The sequence below is a fragment of the Saccharothrix sabaoui genome, assembly GCF_051756985.1.
In the GTDB taxonomy this organism is placed as follows: domain Bacteria; phylum Actinomycetota; class Actinomycetes; order Mycobacteriales; family Pseudonocardiaceae; genus Actinosynnema.
Map to the genome: position 1 here is coordinate 57,870 of NZ_JBPKJK010000026.1, position 17,317 is coordinate 75,186.

Consider the following 17,317-nt stretch of genomic DNA (forward strand, 5'->3'; position numbering starts at 1 on the left):
TATCGCTGTGAACACGTACGTGCTGTGCCGAATGCGGGGCATCGGCGGGACCTGGCCGTGGTGCGAGACGGTGGCGACCGCGCCCGGCGGCGAGACCTCGGGCCTGCGCCCGTGGGCGCTGTCCCAACTCCGCGACCGCTCCCTCCCGGACGGTTTCTACCAGGCGTTCCAGGTCGAACCGGACGAGGACGGCGACTTCGACACCTACGACTCGATCCACGTCGAGGACGTCGTCTGGCTCTACGAGTCGGAGTACGTCCCGGCGGGCTGACGCAGGGCCTCCCGGACCAGCTTGATCAACGGGTGGTCCTCGCTGCCCGCCCGCACGGCCGCCACCACCCGCCGCAACGGGGCCGTGCCGCGCACCGGCACGCCCCGCACCGCGCCGCGCGGCACCAGGGCGACCCCCGCACCGGCCCGCACCAGCGCGCCGATCGCCGAGAAGTCGTCGGACGCGTGCGCGATGCGCGGCGCGAACCCCGCCTGCTCGCAGGCCAGCTCGACCACGTCGCGCACCGGGTTGCCGGGCAGCGTCACGACCCAGTCCTCGTCGGCCAGGTCCGCCAGGTCCACCCCGGCGGACCCGGACAGCGGGTGCGCGGGCGGCAGCACCACGTCGAACGGCTCGGTGTAGAGCGGGAACCTGGTCAACCGCCGGTCACCGGTGCGCGGCCGGTACTCCTCGGTGATGGCGAGGTCGATCTCCCCGTCCAGCAGCAGCGGCACGCTGGCGTGCCCCTCCACGTCCCGCACGCGCAGCGCCACACCCGGCGCGCGTACCCGCAGCGCGGCCAGCGCCGGCGCCACCACCTGCGTGATCGCCGACGCGAAGCTGCCCACCTCGACCCGACCCGTCTCGCCCGCGTCGAACGCCGCCAACGTCGCCTGCGCCCGTTCCAGCTCGGCCGCGACCGCGTTGGCGTGCCGCACCAGCAGCTCGCCCGCCGGGGTCAGCGACACCCGCCGCCCGCGCCGCCGCAGCAGGTCGTGCCCGACCTCCGACTCCAGGGCCGCGAGCTGCTGCGACACCGCCGACGGCGTGAGGTGCAGCGCCTGTGCGGCGGCCGTCACCGTGCCGTGGTCGGCGAGCGCGCGCAGCACCCGCAGCCGTCGTGGGTCGATCACGCGACCATCCTCGTCGGTGGCACCTGGTCGTGCGAGCCCTGGTCAGCCGGTGTACCAAGAGGACATGAGCACAGAGAGCGCACCGAACCGGCCCAAGGCGAACCACCTCCCGAGCAAGGTGATCGCCGCCCTGGGCCTCCTCGTCCTGGTCGTGTTCGGCGTCCTCGTCCCCAGCCTGCGCGCCGGCTCGTTCGAGGTGAACGGCACCGTCGTGCTGCTGTCGATCGTCGTGCCCGCGATCCTGCTGGTGTTCGCCGGCATCTGGGGCGCGAAGAAACCCTAGGTCACGCGCCGCGTCGCCCGGTCACATGGCCTCGCGCGCCGAGACGAACGCGTCCACCGCGCGGTTCACGTCGTCGGTCGAGTGGGCCGCCGACATCTGCGTGCGGATGCGGGCCTTGCCGTGCGGCACCACCGGGTAGGAGAAGCCGATCACGTAGACGCCCCGCTCCAGCAGCAGGTCGGCCATCCGGCCCGCCTCCGCCGCGTCCCCGATCATCACCGGGATGATCGGGTGCTCGCCGGGCAGCAGGTCGAAGCCCGCCTCGGTCATCCGCGACCGGAACAGCGCGGTGTTCTCGCGCAGCCTGGTCAGCAGCTCGCCGGACGTGCTGAGCAGGTCCAGCGCGGCGATCGCGGCGGCCGTGATCGACGGGGCCAGCGAGTTCGAGAACAGGTACGGCCGCGACCGCTGCCGCAGCATCTCCACGATCTCCGCCCGCCCCGACGTGTACCCGCCGCTCGCGCCGCCCAGCGCCTTGCCGAGCGTGCCCGTGACGATGTCCACCCGGTCCTGCACGCCGAACAGCTCGGGCGTGCCCCGCCCGTTCGGCCCGGTGAAGCCCACCGCGTGCGAGTCGTCCACCATGACCAGCGCGTCGTACCGCTCCGCCAGGTCGCAGATCTCGTCCAGCGGGGCCAGGTAGCCGTCCATCGAGAACACGCCGTCGGTGGCGATCAGCCGGTACCGGGCGTCGGCCGCGTCCTTGAGCTGCCGCTCCAGGTCGTCCATGTCCCGGTTCTTGTAGCGGAACCGCCGCGCCTTCGACAGCCGCACGCCGTCGATGATCGACGCGTGGTTCAGCTCGTCCGAGACGATCGCGTCCTCCGCGCCGAGCAGCGTCTCGAACAGGCCGCCGTTGGCGTCGAAGCACGAGCTGTAGAGGATGGTGTCCTCCGTGCCCAGGAACTCCGACAGCCGCCGCTCCAGCTCCTTGTGCGGCTCCTGCGTGCCGCAGATGAACCGCACCGACGCCATGCCGAAACCCCACCGGTCCAGCGCGTCGCGCGCCGCCCCGACCACCACCGGGTGGTCGGCCAGGCCCAGGTAGTTGTTCGCGCAGAAGTTCAGCACCTCGTCGCCGGAACCCACCCGCACGACCGCGTTCTGCGGCGTGCCGATCACGCGCTCCGCCTTGTGGAGACCCGCCGCGCGGATCTCGTCCAGGCCCGCCCGCAGGTCGTCGCGCATCGCGCCGTACATCAGTGAGCTCCCGTCCAGTCGAGGATGACCTTGCCGCACTTGCCCTCGCGGGCCGTCGCGAACGCCTTGTCGAACTCGGTGTGGTCGAACCGGTGCGTGATCACCGGCGTCAGGTCCAGACCGCCCTGGAGCAGCACCGACATCGAGTACCACGTCTCGAACATCTCGCGGCCGTAGATGCCCTTGATGTGGAGCATCTTCAGCACCACGCTGCTCCAGTCCACGGCGAACTCCCCCGCGGGCAGGCCCAGCATCGCCACCCGGCCGCCGTGGGCCATGTTGCCGATCATCTCCTGGAGCGCGACCGGCCTGCCGGACATCTCCATGCCGACGTCGAAGCCCTCCGTCATGCCCAGCTCCGCCTGCGCCTCCGAGATCGTCCGCTCGGCGACGTTGAGCGCCAGGTCCACGCCCACCTCCCGGGCCAGCTCCAACCGGTGCTCGCTGACGTCGGTGATGACGACGTTGCGCGCCCCCGCGTGCTTGGCGACGGCGGCGGCCATGATGCCGATCGGGCCCGCGCCGGTGATCAGCACGTCCTCGCCGATCACGGGGAACGACAGCGCCGTGTGCACGGCGTTCCCGAACGGGTCGAAGATCGCCGCCACGTCCAGGTCCACCGGCGCCCGGTGCACCCACGCGTTCTGCTCGGGCAGCACCACGTACTGCGCGAACGCGCCGTCGCTGTGCACGCCGAGACCTCGGGTGCGGGCGCACAGGTGACGCCGGCCCGCCTTGCAGTTGCGGCACGTGCCGCACACCAGGTGGCCCTCGCCGCTGACCAGGTCGCCGACCCGCACACCCGTCACCGACGCACCGGTTTCCACCACCTCGCCGACGAACTCGTGACCCAGGACCAGCGGCGCGCGGACGTTCTGCGCGGCCCACTCGTCCCACGAGTCGATGTGCAGGTCGGTGCCGCAGATACCGGTGCGCAGCACGCGGACGACGACGTCACCGGGACCGGGGGTGGGGTCGGGGACGTCGGTCAGGGACAGTCCCGGCCCGGCGGTCGCCTTGACCAGTGCCTTCATGGCGCGCAGTCTGCCGCCGGGCGGTTGTGCAGTCCATCAGGACTTTCTGAATTCACTCGTAAGTTCAGCTTCAGAGGCGATGTTGCCGACCATGCCGCCGAACACCAGCCCGTGGAACGGCCACACCAGCCACCAGTACACGTGCCCGGCCAACCCGCGCGGCACGAACACCGCCCGCTGCCGGTACGTCGACCCCGTCCCGCGCGGCACGACCTGGAGCTCCAACCAGGCCAGACCGGGAACCCGCATCTCCGCCCGCAACCGCAGCAACCTGCCCCGGTCCAGCGCCTCCACCCGCCACCAGTCCAGCGCCTCGCCCACGTGCAACCGCCTCGGGTCGCGCCGCCCCCGCCGCAGCCCCACCCCGCCGACCAGCCGGTCCAACCACCCCCGCACCGCCCAGGCCAGCGGGAACGAGTACCAGCCGTGCTCGCCGCCGATGCCCTCGACCACCTCCCACAGCCGCTCGGGCGAGGCGTGCGTCTCCTTCTCCCGCACGTCGCAGTACGACGAGCCGCCCGACCAGTCCGGGTCGCTCGGCAACGGGTCCGACGGCGCGCCCGGCACCGACGCGCCCGACCAGCGGGTCTCCACGTCCGCGTCGCGGACCCTGGCCAGCGCCAGCTCCACGGCCCGGTCGTACCCGGTCGTCTCGCCGGGCACCAGGTCGTCGATGTCGTGCTCCCGGCACACCACCTCGTGCACCAGCGACTCGATCAGCGGCTTCGCGATCGACTTCGGCACCGGCGTGACCACGTTGACCCAGTGCGACGACAGGCCCGGCGTGAGCAGCGGCACCGGCAGCACGCGGCGAGGCCGCAACCCGGCGACCCGCGCGTACCGCAGCATCATGTCGAGGTAGGTCAGCACGTCCGGGCCGCCGATGTCGAACGTCCGGTTCACCTCCGCGGGCGCGCGCACCACGCCCACCAGGTACCGCAGCACGTCCCGCACCGCGATCGGCTGGACGCGGTTGTGCACCCACCGGGGCGTGACCATCACCGGCAGCCGCTCGGTCAGGTAGCGCAGCATCTCGAAGCTCGCCGACCCGGACCCGATGATCACGGCGGCCTGGAGCACCACCGCGGGCACGGCGGAGCGCAGGAAGACGTCCCCGACCTCCTTGCGCGACGACAGGTGCGGCGACAGCGCGACCCCCGGCGGGTGCAGCCCGCCCAGGTAGACGATCCGCTGCACCCCCGCGTCCTCGGCGGCGCGCGCCGTGTTCTCCGCGGCCCGCCGGTCGGCGTCGGCGAAGTCGGCCACGCTCAGCGAGTGCACCAGGTAGTGCACGACGTCCACGTCCCGCATCGCGTCGTCCAGCGAGGCGGGGTCGAGCACGTCCCCCTTCACCACCTCGACCCGGTCGGCCCACGGCACGTCCCGCAACTTCTCCGGGGAGCGCACGAGGCAGCGGACGTCGTAGCCCTCGGCGAGGAGGCGGGGCACGAGCCGTCCGCCGAGGTAGCCGGTCGCTCCGGTGACGAGGCAGCGCATACCCCGATCCTGGGCGGAACAGCCGTGTTCCGCACGACGGGGGGCGCAGGGCCGGGACGCGCGCCGGGTGCCCGGTCCCGCTCGGCTGCCTCGCGGGTCACCGCGTTCGGTGCTCCGCGCTTGAAGCGCTCAAGCGGAGAACAGCGACCTGGGTGGTCGGCCTCACGGGGCGCGGTCAGGTGGAGCAGGCGTCACAGGGCACAGGTCCGGTGCGCCGCCGCCTCCACATTTCCGGCAACAACATCCCCCTTACCATTAATACCCGATCTTCGTGCCTCGATCGGGTGATCCCCGGCAGGGGTGGGCAGGGCAGGGATGGGCCGGGCGCGTCTGCCCGGACCACGCCCCACCCTACGGTCGTCGCCCGGTCGAACCGGCCGGCAACCCGCGCGGTCGCTCGTTCGTGCGGGGTCAGGCGTGCTTGAGCCAGTTCCGCTTCTTCTTGATCTCCACCGAGCCCGCCCGCACCGAGCCGTGCACCACGAAGTGCGGCCGCCCGTCCGCGCCCGTCCCCACCTTGTCCCTCATGTTGCTCGCCGCCAGCTCGACGTTCTCCGCGTTCACCGTCGCCCCGTCCGGCAGCACCAGCTTCACCGACCCCGCCGTCACGTCCAGCTCGATGTCGACCACGGCGTGCGGGATGCTCGCCTTCCGGAAGTCCAGCTGGGTCGACCCCATCCGGCTGTGCACGACCAACCGCCGCGGCACGGTCCAGCTGCCCTTGCGGTTGACCGAGGACATGGTCGCCTTCAGCTCCTGCCGCTCGACCAGCGCGACCGGCGTGGCCGCCGAGGCCGCCGAGGCCGGCGGCACCTGCGCGTTGTGCACGATGCCCGGCAGGTCGAGCAGCACGGCGTTCAGCTCACCCCTCGTCTTCGACGCCAGCGCGATGTCGGTGCGCTCGGTGAACTCGTCGAGCGTGAGCAGCCCCAGGCCGATGGCCTTCTGGAGCAGGCCGATCACGTGTTCGCGCTCCGCGTCGGACACGCGGAAGTTCCTCGGGTCGGGACTCCCGGTCACGGCACCCTCGGTCATGGCTCAGCCCTCCGGTTCGACGTCGAGCCCGTGCTCGATCGCGTACCGCGCCAGTTCGACGCGGTTGTGCAGCTGGAGCTTGCGCAGGGTGGACTGCACGTGGTTCTCCACGGTGCGGTGGGAGATGACGAGCCGGTTCGCGATCTGCCGCGCGGTCAGGCCCTTCGCCACCAGCCGCAGCACCTCGGTCTCCCGTTCGGTGAGCTGCGGCTTGTCCTCCTCGTCGGGGTTCGCGGCCATCCGCCGGTACTCGCCGAGCACCAGGCCCGCGAGCCCCGCCGTGAACACCGCGTCGCCGGCCGCGGTGCGGGTGACGGCCTCCACCAGCTCCTCGGCGGACGCCGACTTCACCAGGTAGCCCGACGCGCCGGCCTTCACGGCCTCCAGCACGTCGCTGTGCTCGCCGGACGCCGACAGCACCAGCACCCGGGTGCCGGCCAGCGCGCCCGTGATCATCGTCGTGGCCTCGACGCCGGTCGTCTCCCCCAGGTTGAGGTCCATCAGCACCACGTCGGGGCGCACGGCGCGGGCGATGCGCACCGCCGACGCGGCGTCGCCCGCGGTCGCGACCACCTCGAAACCGCGCTCGGTCAGGTCGCGCGCGACGCCGTCGCGCCACAGCGGGTGGTCGTCCACCACCATCACGGACACGTTCATCGGTAAACCCGCACCTCCCACTCGGTGCCCTCCCCCGGCCCCGTTTGCAGCTCAAGGGTCCCACGCAACGCCTCCACGCGGCCCCGGATGGACTGGGCGACACCCATCCGCCCCTCGGCCTCGGCGGAGGCGAGCCTGCCCTCGGCGATGCCCGGCCCGTCGTCGCGGACGCTCAGCACGACCTCGTCGCCGAGGTCCTCCAGCAGCACCCACGCCCGCGCGCCCGGCCCGGCGTGCTTGTCCACGTTGGACAGCGCCTCGCGCACCACGGCGGTCAGCTCGTGCGCGGTGGCGGCGGGCAGCATGACCCGGGTGGCGGGGGTGGACACCTGCACGCGGGGCGACGCCAGGAGCTGGAGCCCGGGCCGCACGTCCGCGTCGCCATCCACTGTGGACTCGCGGGGCGCGGCGGCGACCAGGGAGCGCAGCGCGACCTCCTGCTCGCCGGCCAGCTCGGCCAGCTCGCGGGCCTCGCCGCCGAGTTCGAGCCCGCGCTTGCGCACCCGGGCGAGCACCTGGAGCACGCCGTCGTGGATGGAGCGGGCCAGCCGTTCGCGCTCGGCGGTCGCGGCCTCGGTGCGCAGCGCCTGCGCGAGCCGCACCGACGTGCGCCGCGCCGTGGACGACGCCATGCCGATCACGAAGCCCGCGCCGCTGAGCAGCACCAGGTCCCGCACCAGGTCGACGCTCATCCCGCCGCGGTTGAGGTAGGTGAAGAAGCCGATGGCGAACCCGGACGCGGCGCCCGCGACCTGCCCGCCGAGCGCGCCGGCCGCCACCGCGGGGCCGCACGCCCAGATGGTGGTGATCAGCGGGACGTTGAACAGGAACTGCTGGTCGGTCATGATCAGCGGCGACAGGGACATCAGGCCGCACGTGACGACGAGGTCCGCGACCACGACCCACGGCCGCCTGCCGCTCTCGCGGCTGTAGGCGCGGATGGTGAACACCGACCAGCCGGCCATCACCGCGATCGCCAGCCAGGCGAGCCACGTCCGCTCGTACTCCGAGTGGTGGCGCACCGCGTTGCCCAACGCGAACAGGAATGTCACTACGCGTAGCGCTACCGTTCCCCGCCAGAGGTGCCCGACCGGGTCTTCCAGCGCCGAGGGCACCTGATCGGATGGCTTTGTGTGCACGGTGTGCTCCCTTCACCCCTAATCTTGCCGTGCCGGGGTGGTCTGGCTAACCCCCAGGTGGCCGTCTGTTCCACCACCGTCATCTGTGAAAGGCTGGCCGGGATCACCGAGCGTGATCTACCGGCGTCCGCCCCGCAGGGGGCGGGAGGGCGCCGCTCCTGTGGCGAGGGAGGGTCGATCGTGCGCCACTGGCCACTGTGGACGCTGCCGCGCCCCGCCCTGGCCTACTGGCTGCTCGTCGACCTGTGCGCGTTCGCCGTGGTCGTGTACGTCATCGCGGCGACGCCGCAGCCCGGGTCGGTCGAGATCGGCCGGTTCGCGGCCATCGCGGCCACCGCGGGCGCGGTCATCATCGGCAGCTCGATCCACAGCCACCGGATGGGCGAGACCGAGCGCAACCCGTGGGCCGCCCACCTGTGCTACCTCACCGCGGGCCTGGTCGCGCTGCCGTGCAACCTGCTCGTCCTGCTGCTGTTCGGGCCGGCGCTGCACGGCGTGCTGTCGCAGCGCCCGGAGTCGCACCGCTGGGTGTTCACGCTGTCCGCGACCGCGCTGGCCGTGTTCGGCACCCGGTTCGTCATCGGCTGGGCCGATCCCGCCACCGACCTCCTGGTGATGGTCGTCGGCGCGACCGTGCTGCTCGTGCTGCGCGCCGGCCTCATCGCCGTCGGCCTGAAGCTGCGCAACCCGCGCGCGTCCGGCGAGGAGGTCGTCGGCGAGCCCATCGACGTCACGCTCGGTGTCGTCGCGGTCAGCATCGGCGGCCTGATGGGGTTCGCCGCCGTCGCCACCGCCGTGCACGCCCTGATGGCCGGCCCGCCGCTGGCCCTGCTCGAACGCGCCGCGCAGCTGCCGCACTGGCGCCGGTCCGCGCAGCGCGACCTCAAGACCGGCCTGGCGAACGCCGTGCACTGGGACGGCCGGGCCCGCTACGAGCTGGGCAAGGCCCGCACGGCCGATCGGCCGATGGCCGTGCTGCTGCTCGACCTCGACCACTTCAAGCGGGTCAACGACGAGGTCGGGCACCTCGCGGGCGACTCGGCGCTCAGCGCCGTCGCGCTGCTGCTGACCAGCATGGTCCGCGGCGGCGACCTGGTCGGCCGGTTCGGCGGCGAGGAGTTCGTCGTGCTGCTGCCCGACGCCGAGCCCGCCGTGGCCCGCTCGGTCGCCCAGCGCGTGCGGCACGCCGTGGCCGACCTGGCCGTGCCGACGGTCGACACCCACGGCCGCGACCACCTGCTCACCGGCCTGACCGTGAGCATCGGCGTGGCCACCACCCAGCGGTTCGGCTACGAGCTGCCCGACCTGCTGGTGGCCGCCGACGCCGCGCTGCTCGCCGCCAAGGGCTACGGCCGCAACCTCGTCGAGATGGCCTGAGCGGCGAGGGCGGCCCGACCCGGAAGCCGACCGGGTGACCGGGTCACCGCCGGCCGCTGTGGCCGGGACCCGGGCGCTCCTCGCCCCCGATGTCCTCGACCCGGTCGCCCACCATGTCCACCGAACCGCTCTCCTGCGGCTCGTGCACGTCCACCTCGCGCGGCTCCACGTCCCGGTCCGACTCCGACAGCAGCGACCGGATGCCCGAGTTCAGCACCGCCAGCAGCGGCACCGCCAGCAGCGCGCCCGCGATGCCGCTGACCACCAACCCGGCCGCGATCGCCAGCACCACCGACAGCGGGTGCAGCTTCACCGCGCGGCCCAGCAGCAGCGGCTGGAGCACGTGGCTCTCCAGCTGCATCACGCCGATCAGGATGGCCAGCACCACCAGCGCCGCCACCGGGCTCACCGCCACCAGCGCCACCAGGACCGCCACCGCGCCGGTGATCACCGCGCCGACGATCGGGATGAACGCGCCGAGGAACACCAGCGCCGACAGCGGCACCACCAGCGGCACGTCCACGATCCACAGGCCGATGCCCACGCCGACCGCGTCCACCACGGCCACCAGCGCCGTCGCCCGCACGTAGGACACCAGCGAGGCGAACCCGCGCCGCCCGGCCACGTCGGCCCGGTCCCGCACGTCGCGCGGCACGATCCGGACCATGAACCGCCAGATCCCGTCGCCGTCGTGCAGGAAGAAGATGAGCGTGAACAGCGCCAGGACCAGGCCGGTCAGGATCTCGCCCAGGGTCGCCGCGGTGGTCAGCGCGCCCGAGGTGATGTCGGCCTGGTTGTCCTGGATGGTCTTGACGACCTCGTCCACGTACTCCTGGAACTGGACGTCGCTCAGGTGCAGCGGCCCGTCGCGCAGCCAGACGCGGATCTGGTCGAGGCTCGCGCCGACCTGCTTCTGGAGGTCCGGCAGGCCCTTGGAGAACTCGTTGATGACGAACGTGAGCACGCCGCCCACCAGCGCCAGCCCGCCCACCAGCACCAGGCCGGTGGCCACGCCGCGCGGCACGCCCGAGCGGTTCAGCTGCGTCACCGCGGGCGAGAGCAGCGCGGCCAGCAGCAGTGCGATCCCGACCGGGATGACGATGCTCGCCAGGAAGCCGATCACGTGGAACACGACGTAGAGGGCGGCCACGACGGCCACGAACCGCCAGCTCAGCGCCGCGCTCACGCGCAGCAACCCCGGAACCCTGCTGTCTTCGGACCGGTCATCCCTCTTGCTGCGCGTCACTCGATCACCGTATCCCCGGTAGGTGGCGGTTGGGGGTAGACCGCGCACCTGCGACGCAAACCACGCAAAACCTGGCGGGACGGGCACCGCGGGTGATCGGATCGGCACCGTGAGCGGAAGCGTGGAGGAGGCGGTGCGCGAGGCGTTCGCCGCCGGTCGTCGCCTGGCGTTCGACGCGAGGGCGCCCCGGCGGCAGCGGACCGTGCGCGGCGAGCTGCTGACCGACCTGCTCGCCGACGGCCCGCGCACCGCCGCCCTGCGGCTGACCGGCGCGCACGTGGTCGGCCCGTTCGCGCTGGAGGGCAGGCGCGTCGACCACGTCGTCGACTTCCTCGACTGCACCTTCGAGCAGCCGCCCGACCTGCGCATGGCCCGCCTGGTCGGGCTGCGGATGCGCGGCTGCGGGGTGCCCGGCCTGCGCGGGCGCAACCTGCGCGTCGGCAGCGACCTGGTGCTGGAGGCCGGGTTCACCAGCGACGGCGTGGTCGACCTGACCGACGCCTCGGTCGAGGGCACGTTCCGGCTGGCCGGCGCGGTGCTGCGGGCCAGGGGCGACCACGCCCTGCTGGCCGCGCGCATCCGGCTGTCCGGCTCGTTGCAGGCCATCGCCGTGCGCGCGGGCGGCGAGGTGCGGCTGCGCGGCGCGAACGTCGGCGGCAACGTGCACCTGGGCGGCGCGCGGCTGCTCAACGTCGGGCAGAACGCGCTGGACGCCACCGGCATCACCATCGCGGGCACCCTGTTCTGCGACGCCGAGGGCGGCCGGTTCACCGCCGAGGGCCGCGTCCTGCTCGACGGGGCCCGGGTCGGCGGCAGCGTCGTGTTCTCCGGGGCGCGGTTGCACGCCGGCGTCGTCGACCGCCCGGTGCTGGTCATCCCGCGCGGCACCGCCGACGAGGCCGCCACCCTGGTCGCCGACCGCGCCCGCGTCGACGGCAACGTGGAGCTGGACGACGGGTTCACCTCGTCCGGCACGGTCCGCCTGCCCAACGCCCAGATCGGCGGCTACCTGCGGCTGTCCGGCGCGGTGATCGGCCGGCGCGACGCGGTGGACGACCTCACCGGTCCCGCCGAGCCCGCGGGAGCCACCTCGGGGACCACCGCGGGAACCACCGACCCCGATACCGACCCCGACACCGGCGAGGCGGTCCAGCGCATCCCGGTCGCGCTGCACGCCGACGGCGTCCAGGTGCGCGGCGACCTGGAGGCCAGGGGCTCCGCCGACGGCCGGGGCGGTCGCGGCTCGGCCTTCCGCGCCCACGGCCAGGTGCGGCTGGTCGACGCGCAGATCCGGGGCAGCGCCTCGCTGTCCGGCGTGCGGCTGCACGGACCGGGCATCGACGTGCTGTTCGCCGACCGGCTGCGGGTCGGCGGCACGCTGTTCCTGCGCGACCTGTCCGCCCTCGGCTCGCTGCGCCTCCAGAACGCGGAGATCGGCTCGACCCTCGACTGCTCCGGCGCGTCCCTGCTCTCGCCGCGCCGCCGCCCCGACGGCACGGTCAAGCCCTCCCTGGACGCGCGCGTCGCCACCATCGGCAAGGACCTCCTGTGCAGCCACGGCTTCACCGCCGCGGGCGGCGTGCGCGTCCGGCTGGCCGAGGTCGGCAAGATGGCCACGTTCGCGGGCGCCCGGCTCGGCGGGCCCGGGTCCGCCATCGCGCTCAACGCCTACGGCCTGACCGTGCGGCAGCTCGTGCTGCGGCTGCCCGGCGAGCAGGCGCCGGTCGGCCGGGTGATCCTCACCAGGGTCGCCGCCGCCACCGTGCTCGACGGGCCGGGCCTGTGGGCGGCGACCGGCGGCGTGGACGTCGAGGACTTCACGTTCTCGTCGATCTCGTCCACCCCGCACGTGGACGTGCGCACCCGCCTGCGGTGGCTGCGCGAGGTGCAGCCGGACTTCGCGCCGGGGCCGTACGAGCAGCTCGCCGCGGTGTACCGGGAGGGCGGCGAGGAGGAGCTGGCGCAGCGGGTGCAGCTGGAGAAGCAGCACCGGCGCTACTCGGAGCTGCACCTGGCCGGCCGGGTCTGGGGCGCGCTCCAGCGCTGGACGGTCGGCTACGGCTACCGGCCGTGGCTCGCGATCGGCTGGCTCGCCGCGTTCTGGCTGTCCGGCGCGCTGTGGTTCCTGGGCCACGAGATGCCGAAGCTCAACGACGACGAGTCGCCGACCTGGAACGCCTGGCTGCTGGCGATCGACCTGCTGATCCCGATCGTGGACCTCGGCCAGGACGGCAAGTGGAAGTTCAGCGGCGCCTCGCAGTGGATCTCCAGCACGCTGATCGCGGTCGGCTGGATCCTCGCGTCCACCGCGGCGGCCGGCGCGACGCGCGTCCTCAAGCGAGGGTGACTACCCGTCGTCACGTGGCGCAACACACCGTGGCCGTCACACGATCCGGGGAACCCGGCCCGGAAGGCGTGCGCGTCCGGCTCGGCAACTGGCAGTCTCTCGGCGTCGGCTTGATCGGCTCGATCGCATCGCCGACGCGATTCCGCAGAAACCCCAGTGCTTTCCGGTGGAAGGACCAGCGATGTCGGCCGCAGACCAGCGAACGGGAACGGGGGCGAGCCGCGTTCGGCGGCTGCTCTCCCGCGCCCTGCTGGTCGCGGGCGGCGCGCTCGCCGGCACCGCCGCCGCCTGGGTGCTGTCCGCGGCGCCCGCCTCCGCCGAGACCCCGGTCGACCACGCAGACGCGGTCACCGGGATCTCGCGGGCGACGAGCCCGCTCGGCGGCTCCCTGCCCGGGTTCGGGCTGACCCCGGTCGAGCAGACCGGGGTCGGCCAGGCCGTGCAGGACCTGGACGCCGCGCTGCGCAGCCCGCAGGTGCGGGAACCGCAGCCGCCCGACCTGGGCCGCGTCGCGGAGGAGATCCGCGGCGCCGTCGGCCAGGTGGGCACCCTGTTCCACGAGCCGCGACCGTCCCGGCCGGTGCCGACCGACCCCCTGGTCGAGGCCCCCGCCGCCGCGCCGCGGCCCGTCACCGAGACCACCCCGACCACCACCGCCGTGCCGGTCACCGCCGGCACCCCGGTGGTGCACGGGGTGTTCGCGCAGTCGAGCCGCACGTGGCTCGACGCGTTCCGGCACACCGCCCCGGTCGTGCCGGCCACGAACGGGTCCCCGCTCCCGGGCGACCCGTCCGGCCTCCCGTCGCTGCCGTTCGCGCCCCCCGCGGGCGTGCCGGCGCACTGCGCCTGCGGTGGCGACGGCGCCGGTTCCGCCGGTGGTGGCAGCGGTCCGTTCGCGGCCTTCTCCACCGCCGTCCTCGACCCCGCCGTGGCCAGGGCGCTGTTCCCCGCCACCGAGCGGAACACCGTGACGCCGGGCAAGCAGCCCGGCATCACCCCCGACTGACCGAAGCGCGCGGTCCGCGGCAGCTCCCCCCGTCGAGCTGACCCCGGTAATCGACCGTCGCGCCACAGTCGTGCGCGCTCCCGCGACAGGTCGAGACGCCGCGCACCCCACCCCCCTGAACCGGGTGGTCGTCCACTCCGACGCGCTCGCCGCGTCCGACCACCCTTCACCTCCCGCAAGGGACACCGAAAGAAGGAGAAACCATGCAAACCTGGGCCAAGCGCGGTCTTCAGACCGCACTTGTCACTGGTGGTTTGCTGATGCTCGGTACCGGCATCGCTTCAGCCCAGGAGAACGTCAACCCCGACGCTCCCCCGAACCCCCTCGACGCGAAGGTCCGCGTCCCGGTCGACGTCGACCACAACAACCTGGGCACCCCGGTCGGCAACCGCGACCTGCCGACCGTGCACCGCGAGATCGGCACGCCGAGCGTGTCGGGCACCCCGGCGGGCCGCATCGCGGCGCCCGCCAACCCGCTGCTCCGCGCCGTGCAGGAGCGCGTCCAGGACGTGCAGGAGCGCGTCCAGGGCGTCGAGACCGCGGGCATCACCCGCGGCAACACCGCCGACGCCGACGTCGTCGTGCCGGTCGGCGTGTGCGGCAACGCCGTCGCCGCGGGCGGCGACGCCTACACCGAGGGCGACTGCGCCAAGTCCGTCGACAGCACGGGCGACATCAGGACCGACGGTTCCTACGGGGCGTTCTCGGGCAACGTCGCGTCGCTCGCCGCCGCCGTCTCCCCGCAGGTCAGCGGCAACGCCGTCGCGGGCCTGGCGAACGCCGAGACCCGCAGCACCACCGCGCAGGACGCCACCGCCGGCGGGGACGTCACCACGTCCGGCCGCCACGGCTCGCTGTCGGGCAACGTCGCGGCCGCCCAGGCCGCCGCGCCGGTCCAGGTGACCAACAACGCGTTCGCCGCCGGCGGCAACTCGCACAGCCGCTCGGCCGCGTCCAACGACGCCGCCGCGCCGGGTGTGCTGCGCACCTCCGGCGACCGCGGCACCGCCGGCGGCAACGTCCTCGGCGCGCCGCTGGCGCCCGTGGTCGCGGTCAGCGGCAACGGCGTCGGCGCCGCGGGCAACGCGGACGCCCAGGCCGAGAACAGCGCGTCCGCCAAGGCGGGCGACACCGAGGTCGAGCAGGGCTACGAGAAGTGGTCCACCACCTCGGGCAACGACGGCACGCTCGCCGGCAACGTGGTCCAGCCGTCCCTGGCGGGCCCCGTGTCGGGCGCGAACAACGCGTTCGCCGGCGTCGGCAACTCCGACGTCACCAGCTCGTCGGCCAACCGCTCCGAGGCCGGCGGCAACAGCGTCAGCTCGGCCCAGGACGGCGTGCTGTCGGGCAACTTCGCCGACGTCCCGATCGCCCTGCCCACGTCGGGCGCGGGCAACTCGCTGGCGGGCGTCGGCAACAGCTCGTCGCGGCACGCCAACGACGCCGAGGCGACCGCGGGCGGCGACACGTACACCGACGGCGACCGCTCGGTGCTGTCGGCGAACTCGGCCAACCTGCCCCCGGCGGGCGCGGTCGACCTGTGCGGCAACAGCCTGGCGGGCGGCGGCATCGCCGGCTCCGAGTGCGACAACGAGGTCACCGCGGACGCGGGCGGCCGCAACGGGTCGACCGGCAACGACGCGGTCGGCTCGGGCAACATCGGCCAGGTGCCGATCGGCGCGCCCGCCGAGGCGTTCGGCAACGGCGTCGGCGCGGCCGGCTCGTCGGCCGGCAACTCCTCGGAGCGCAAGACCATCCGCTCCGGCGCCGTGGCCGACAGCCACGACGACAACGGCACGGTGTCGAGCAACGTCATCTCCGCCCCGACCGCCGCCGGCGGCCAGGTGTTCGGCAACTCGGGCGGCGCGGTCGCCAACCCGACGTCCCGCACCGACAGCGACACCGAGATCGACCTGGGCAACCCGCCCAAGGCCAACGGCAAGCACGGTTCGGCGTCCGGCAACATCGTGCACGTGCCCACCTCCAACCCCGCCCAGGTGTTCGGCGACTCGGTCGTCGGCGTCGGCAACGGCTCCTCGGACACGACGAACAAGCTCGACTCCCGCTCGGGCGGCACGGCCGTGACGACCGGCGACGAGGGCTCCCTGTCCGGCAACGTGCTGTCCGTGCCCGAGGCGTCCTCGCCGCAGGTGTTCGGCAGCGCGATCGGCGCCGGCAGCAACGTCGACTCGGAGAGCCGCAACGAGTTCGGGTCGTTCTCCGGCGGCGACGTCTACACCTCCGGTGACGACGCGTCCCTGTCGGGCAACGGCGTCGGCGCCCAGCCGACCGTGCCGCTCCAGGTGTTCGGCGACGCGGCCTCGGTCGCGGGCAACGGCCGGTCCGACGTGGACAGCGGCTCCGACCTGGCCGCCGGCGGTCGTCACCTGACCTCGGCCGAGGACAGCTCCTGGTCCGGCAACCTGCTCACCGCCCCCCTCGGCGCGGAGCCGGCGGTGCACGGTGACTCGGTCTCCGCGCTCGGCATCGCGAAGACCACCACCGACAGCGTGGTGGAGAGCCGCTCGGGCGGGACCACCGACACCTCCGGTCGCGGTTCCGGCAGCGCGCACGACCTGGAGCTGCCCGGCCGCGCCGCGGCCCGCTTCTTCGGCGTGCCGCTCGACGTGATGGGCCAGGCGGAGACCAGCACCACGGACCGCAGCCGGGTGCTGACCGGTGAGCAGCGCCACGAGACCGCGCGGAGCGCGGAGCAGGGCGTCCAGCTCCCGGTCGGCGTCGACAGCCTGATGGGCGCGACCGAACTGCCGAACCTGGACGTGCTGGCCCTGCTGTCCGACTCCCGGTGGGCGCTGCGCGCCTCCACCCCGCACGAGCTGCGCGGCCTGCTGGTCCAGGGCGTGTCGAAGATCGGCCCCGCCCGCGACGTGCCGGCCGTGAAGACCCGCGTCCCGCGCACCGAGCTGCCCACCGACCAGCTCTCCGCGGTCACCCGCGAGCTGCCCAGGGTCGTCGAGGTCCTGCCCGGCACGGCCGACGAGCGTTCCTTCGCCGGTCAGCTGCCGGTGTCCGGCGACGTCCTGGGCCTGGACGAGACCCGGGAGCTGCCGGCGCTGGTGGAGACCCTGCCGGTCGGGGCCACCCTGCCGGGCGCGGGCCGCAGCATGCCGACCCTGCCCGTGGCCGCCCCGATCGCCCTGCCGTTCGTCGTGCCGGTGCCGGGCGTCGCCCAGCCGCGCACCACGACCCCGGCCCTCCCGCCGGCGTCGCTGAGCGGCCTGGACGTCAACCCGCTCCAGGACGTGGCCCTGCCGGGCCTGCCGCGCGTCGAGCGCACCCAGGCCCCGGCGCTGGCCGGCCTGGACGCGCTGACCGTGTTCGGCGCGCTGGAGGACACCACCGTGCTGCCC

14 protein-coding genes are annotated in these 17,317 nt (G+C 73.7%); 6 read left to right on the forward strand and 8 right to left on the reverse strand.

Going from position 1 to position 17,317, the window contains the following annotated elements; genetic code table 11:
- The first annotated feature begins 7 nt into the window (after window positions 1-7).
- A complete protein-coding gene (locus ACR807_RS10875; RefSeq protein ID WP_438921118.1) occupies window positions 8-271 on the forward strand; it encodes a hypothetical protein in 264 nt (87 codons plus the stop codon).
- On the opposite strand, the gene ACR807_RS10880 is transcribed toward ACR807_RS10875, so the two are convergent.
- The gene (locus ACR807_RS10880; protein ID WP_438921119.1) at window positions 241-1,125 is read right to left on the reverse strand and encodes a LysR family transcriptional regulator; all 885 of its coding nucleotides are present in this window, start codon (window positions 1,123-1,125) and stop codon (window positions 241-243) included. The genes ACR807_RS10875 and ACR807_RS10880 overlap by 31 nt on opposite strands.
- Before the next feature lie 64 nt (window positions 1,126-1,189).
- Between ACR807_RS10880 and ACR807_RS10885 the strand changes: the two genes are divergently transcribed.
- Window positions 1,190-1,408: a hypothetical protein gene (locus ACR807_RS10885; RefSeq protein WP_438921120.1), complete on the forward strand. Its 219-nt coding sequence runs from the start codon at window positions 1,190-1,192 to the stop codon at window positions 1,406-1,408.
- Window positions 1,409-1,429: 21 nt separating this feature from the next.
- On the opposite strand, the gene ACR807_RS10890 is transcribed toward ACR807_RS10885, so the two are convergent.
- From ACR807_RS10890 to macS, 6 genes are all read right to left on the reverse strand, one after another.
- Entirely contained in the window at window positions 1,430-2,608 is a 1,179-nt protein-coding gene (locus tag ACR807_RS10890) for a glycine C-acetyltransferase (protein ID WP_438921121.1), read from the reverse strand.
- On the reverse strand, window positions 2,608-3,642 hold the full coding sequence (gene tdh, locus ACR807_RS10895; protein ID WP_438921122.1) for an L-threonine 3-dehydrogenase: 1,035 nt from the start codon (window positions 3,640-3,642) through the stop codon (window positions 2,608-2,610). Before tdh ends, ACR807_RS10890 begins: the two co-directional genes overlap by 1 nt.
- Window positions 3,643-3,678: 36 nt before the next feature.
- Window positions 3,679-5,139, reverse strand: coding sequence for an SDR family oxidoreductase (locus tag ACR807_RS10900; RefSeq protein WP_438921123.1), 1,461 nt, complete (start codon window positions 5,137-5,139; stop codon window positions 3,679-3,681).
- A gap of 411 nt (window positions 5,140-5,550) precedes the next feature.
- Window positions 5,551-6,174, reverse strand: a complete 624-nt coding sequence (locus tag ACR807_RS10905; RefSeq protein ID WP_438921124.1) for a DUF1707 SHOCT-like domain-containing protein — start codon at window positions 6,172-6,174, stop codon at window positions 5,551-5,553.
- Window positions 6,175-6,177: 3 nt separating this feature from the next.
- Complete coding sequence (locus ACR807_RS10910; RefSeq protein ID WP_438921125.1) at window positions 6,178-6,831, reverse strand: response regulator; 654 nt, start codon at window positions 6,829-6,831, stop codon at window positions 6,178-6,180.
- Window positions 6,828-7,946 (reverse strand): MacS family sensor histidine kinase, encoded by a 1,119-nt coding sequence (macS, locus tag ACR807_RS10915; RefSeq protein ID WP_438921133.1) that lies wholly within the window; start codon window positions 7,944-7,946, stop codon window positions 6,828-6,830. Before macS ends, ACR807_RS10910 begins: the two co-directional genes overlap by 4 nt.
- A 204-nt stretch (window positions 7,947-8,150) precedes the next feature.
- On the opposite strand from macS, the gene ACR807_RS10920 reads away from it, so the two are divergent.
- Window positions 8,151-9,347 (forward strand): diguanylate cyclase, encoded by a 1,197-nt coding sequence (locus ACR807_RS10920; protein ID WP_438921126.1) that lies wholly within the window; start codon window positions 8,151-8,153, stop codon window positions 9,345-9,347.
- Between the two features lie 43 nt (window positions 9,348-9,390).
- Here ACR807_RS10920 and ACR807_RS10925 read toward each other — a convergent pair whose 3' ends face one another.
- A complete protein-coding gene (locus tag ACR807_RS10925) occupies window positions 9,391-10,593 on the reverse strand; it encodes an AI-2E family transporter (protein WP_438921127.1) in 1,203 nt (400 codons plus the stop codon).
- A gap of 109 nt (window positions 10,594-10,702) precedes the next feature.
- Between ACR807_RS10925 and ACR807_RS10930 the strand changes: the two genes are divergently transcribed.
- From ACR807_RS10930 to ACR807_RS10940, 3 genes are all read left to right on the forward strand, one after another.
- A complete protein-coding gene (locus tag ACR807_RS10930) occupies window positions 10,703-12,940 on the forward strand; it encodes a hypothetical protein (RefSeq protein WP_438921128.1) in 2,238 nt (745 codons plus the stop codon).
- A gap of 181 nt (window positions 12,941-13,121) precedes the next feature.
- Entirely contained in the window at window positions 13,122-13,946 is an 825-nt protein-coding gene (locus tag ACR807_RS10935) for a hypothetical protein (protein WP_438921129.1), read from the forward strand.
- Between the two features lie 260 nt (window positions 13,947-14,206).
- On the forward strand, window positions 14,207-17,317 hold a 3,111-nt coding region (locus ACR807_RS10940), incomplete at its 3' end, for a beta strand repeat-containing protein (protein ID WP_438921130.1).

Excerpts from the sequence above, each read along its gene's own strand:
- ACR807_RS10935 (WP_438921129.1), top strand. The coding sequence starts at position 13,122 with ATGTCGGCCGCAGACCAGCGAACGGGAACGGGGGCGAGCCGCGTTCGG.
- ACR807_RS10890 (WP_438921121.1), bottom strand. The coding sequence starts at position 2,608 with ATGTACGGCGCGATGCGCGACGACCTGCGGGCGGGCCTGGACGAGATC.
- tdh (WP_438921122.1), bottom strand. The coding sequence starts at position 3,642 with ATGAAGGCACTGGTCAAGGCGACCGCCGGGCCGGGACTGTCCCTGACC.
- ACR807_RS10900 (WP_438921123.1), bottom strand. The coding sequence starts at position 5,139 with ATGCGCTGCCTCGTCACCGGAGCGACCGGCTACCTCGGCGGACGGCTC.
- ACR807_RS10885 (WP_438921120.1), top strand. The coding sequence starts at position 1,190 with ATGAGCACAGAGAGCGCACCGAACCGGCCCAAGGCGAACCACCTCCCG.
- ACR807_RS10910 (WP_438921125.1), bottom strand. The coding sequence starts at position 6,831 with ATGAACGTGTCCGTGATGGTGGTGGACGACCACCCGCTGTGGCGCGAC.
- ACR807_RS10905 (WP_438921124.1), bottom strand. The coding sequence starts at position 6,174 with ATGACCGAGGGTGCCGTGACCGGGAGTCCCGACCCGAGGAACTTCCGC.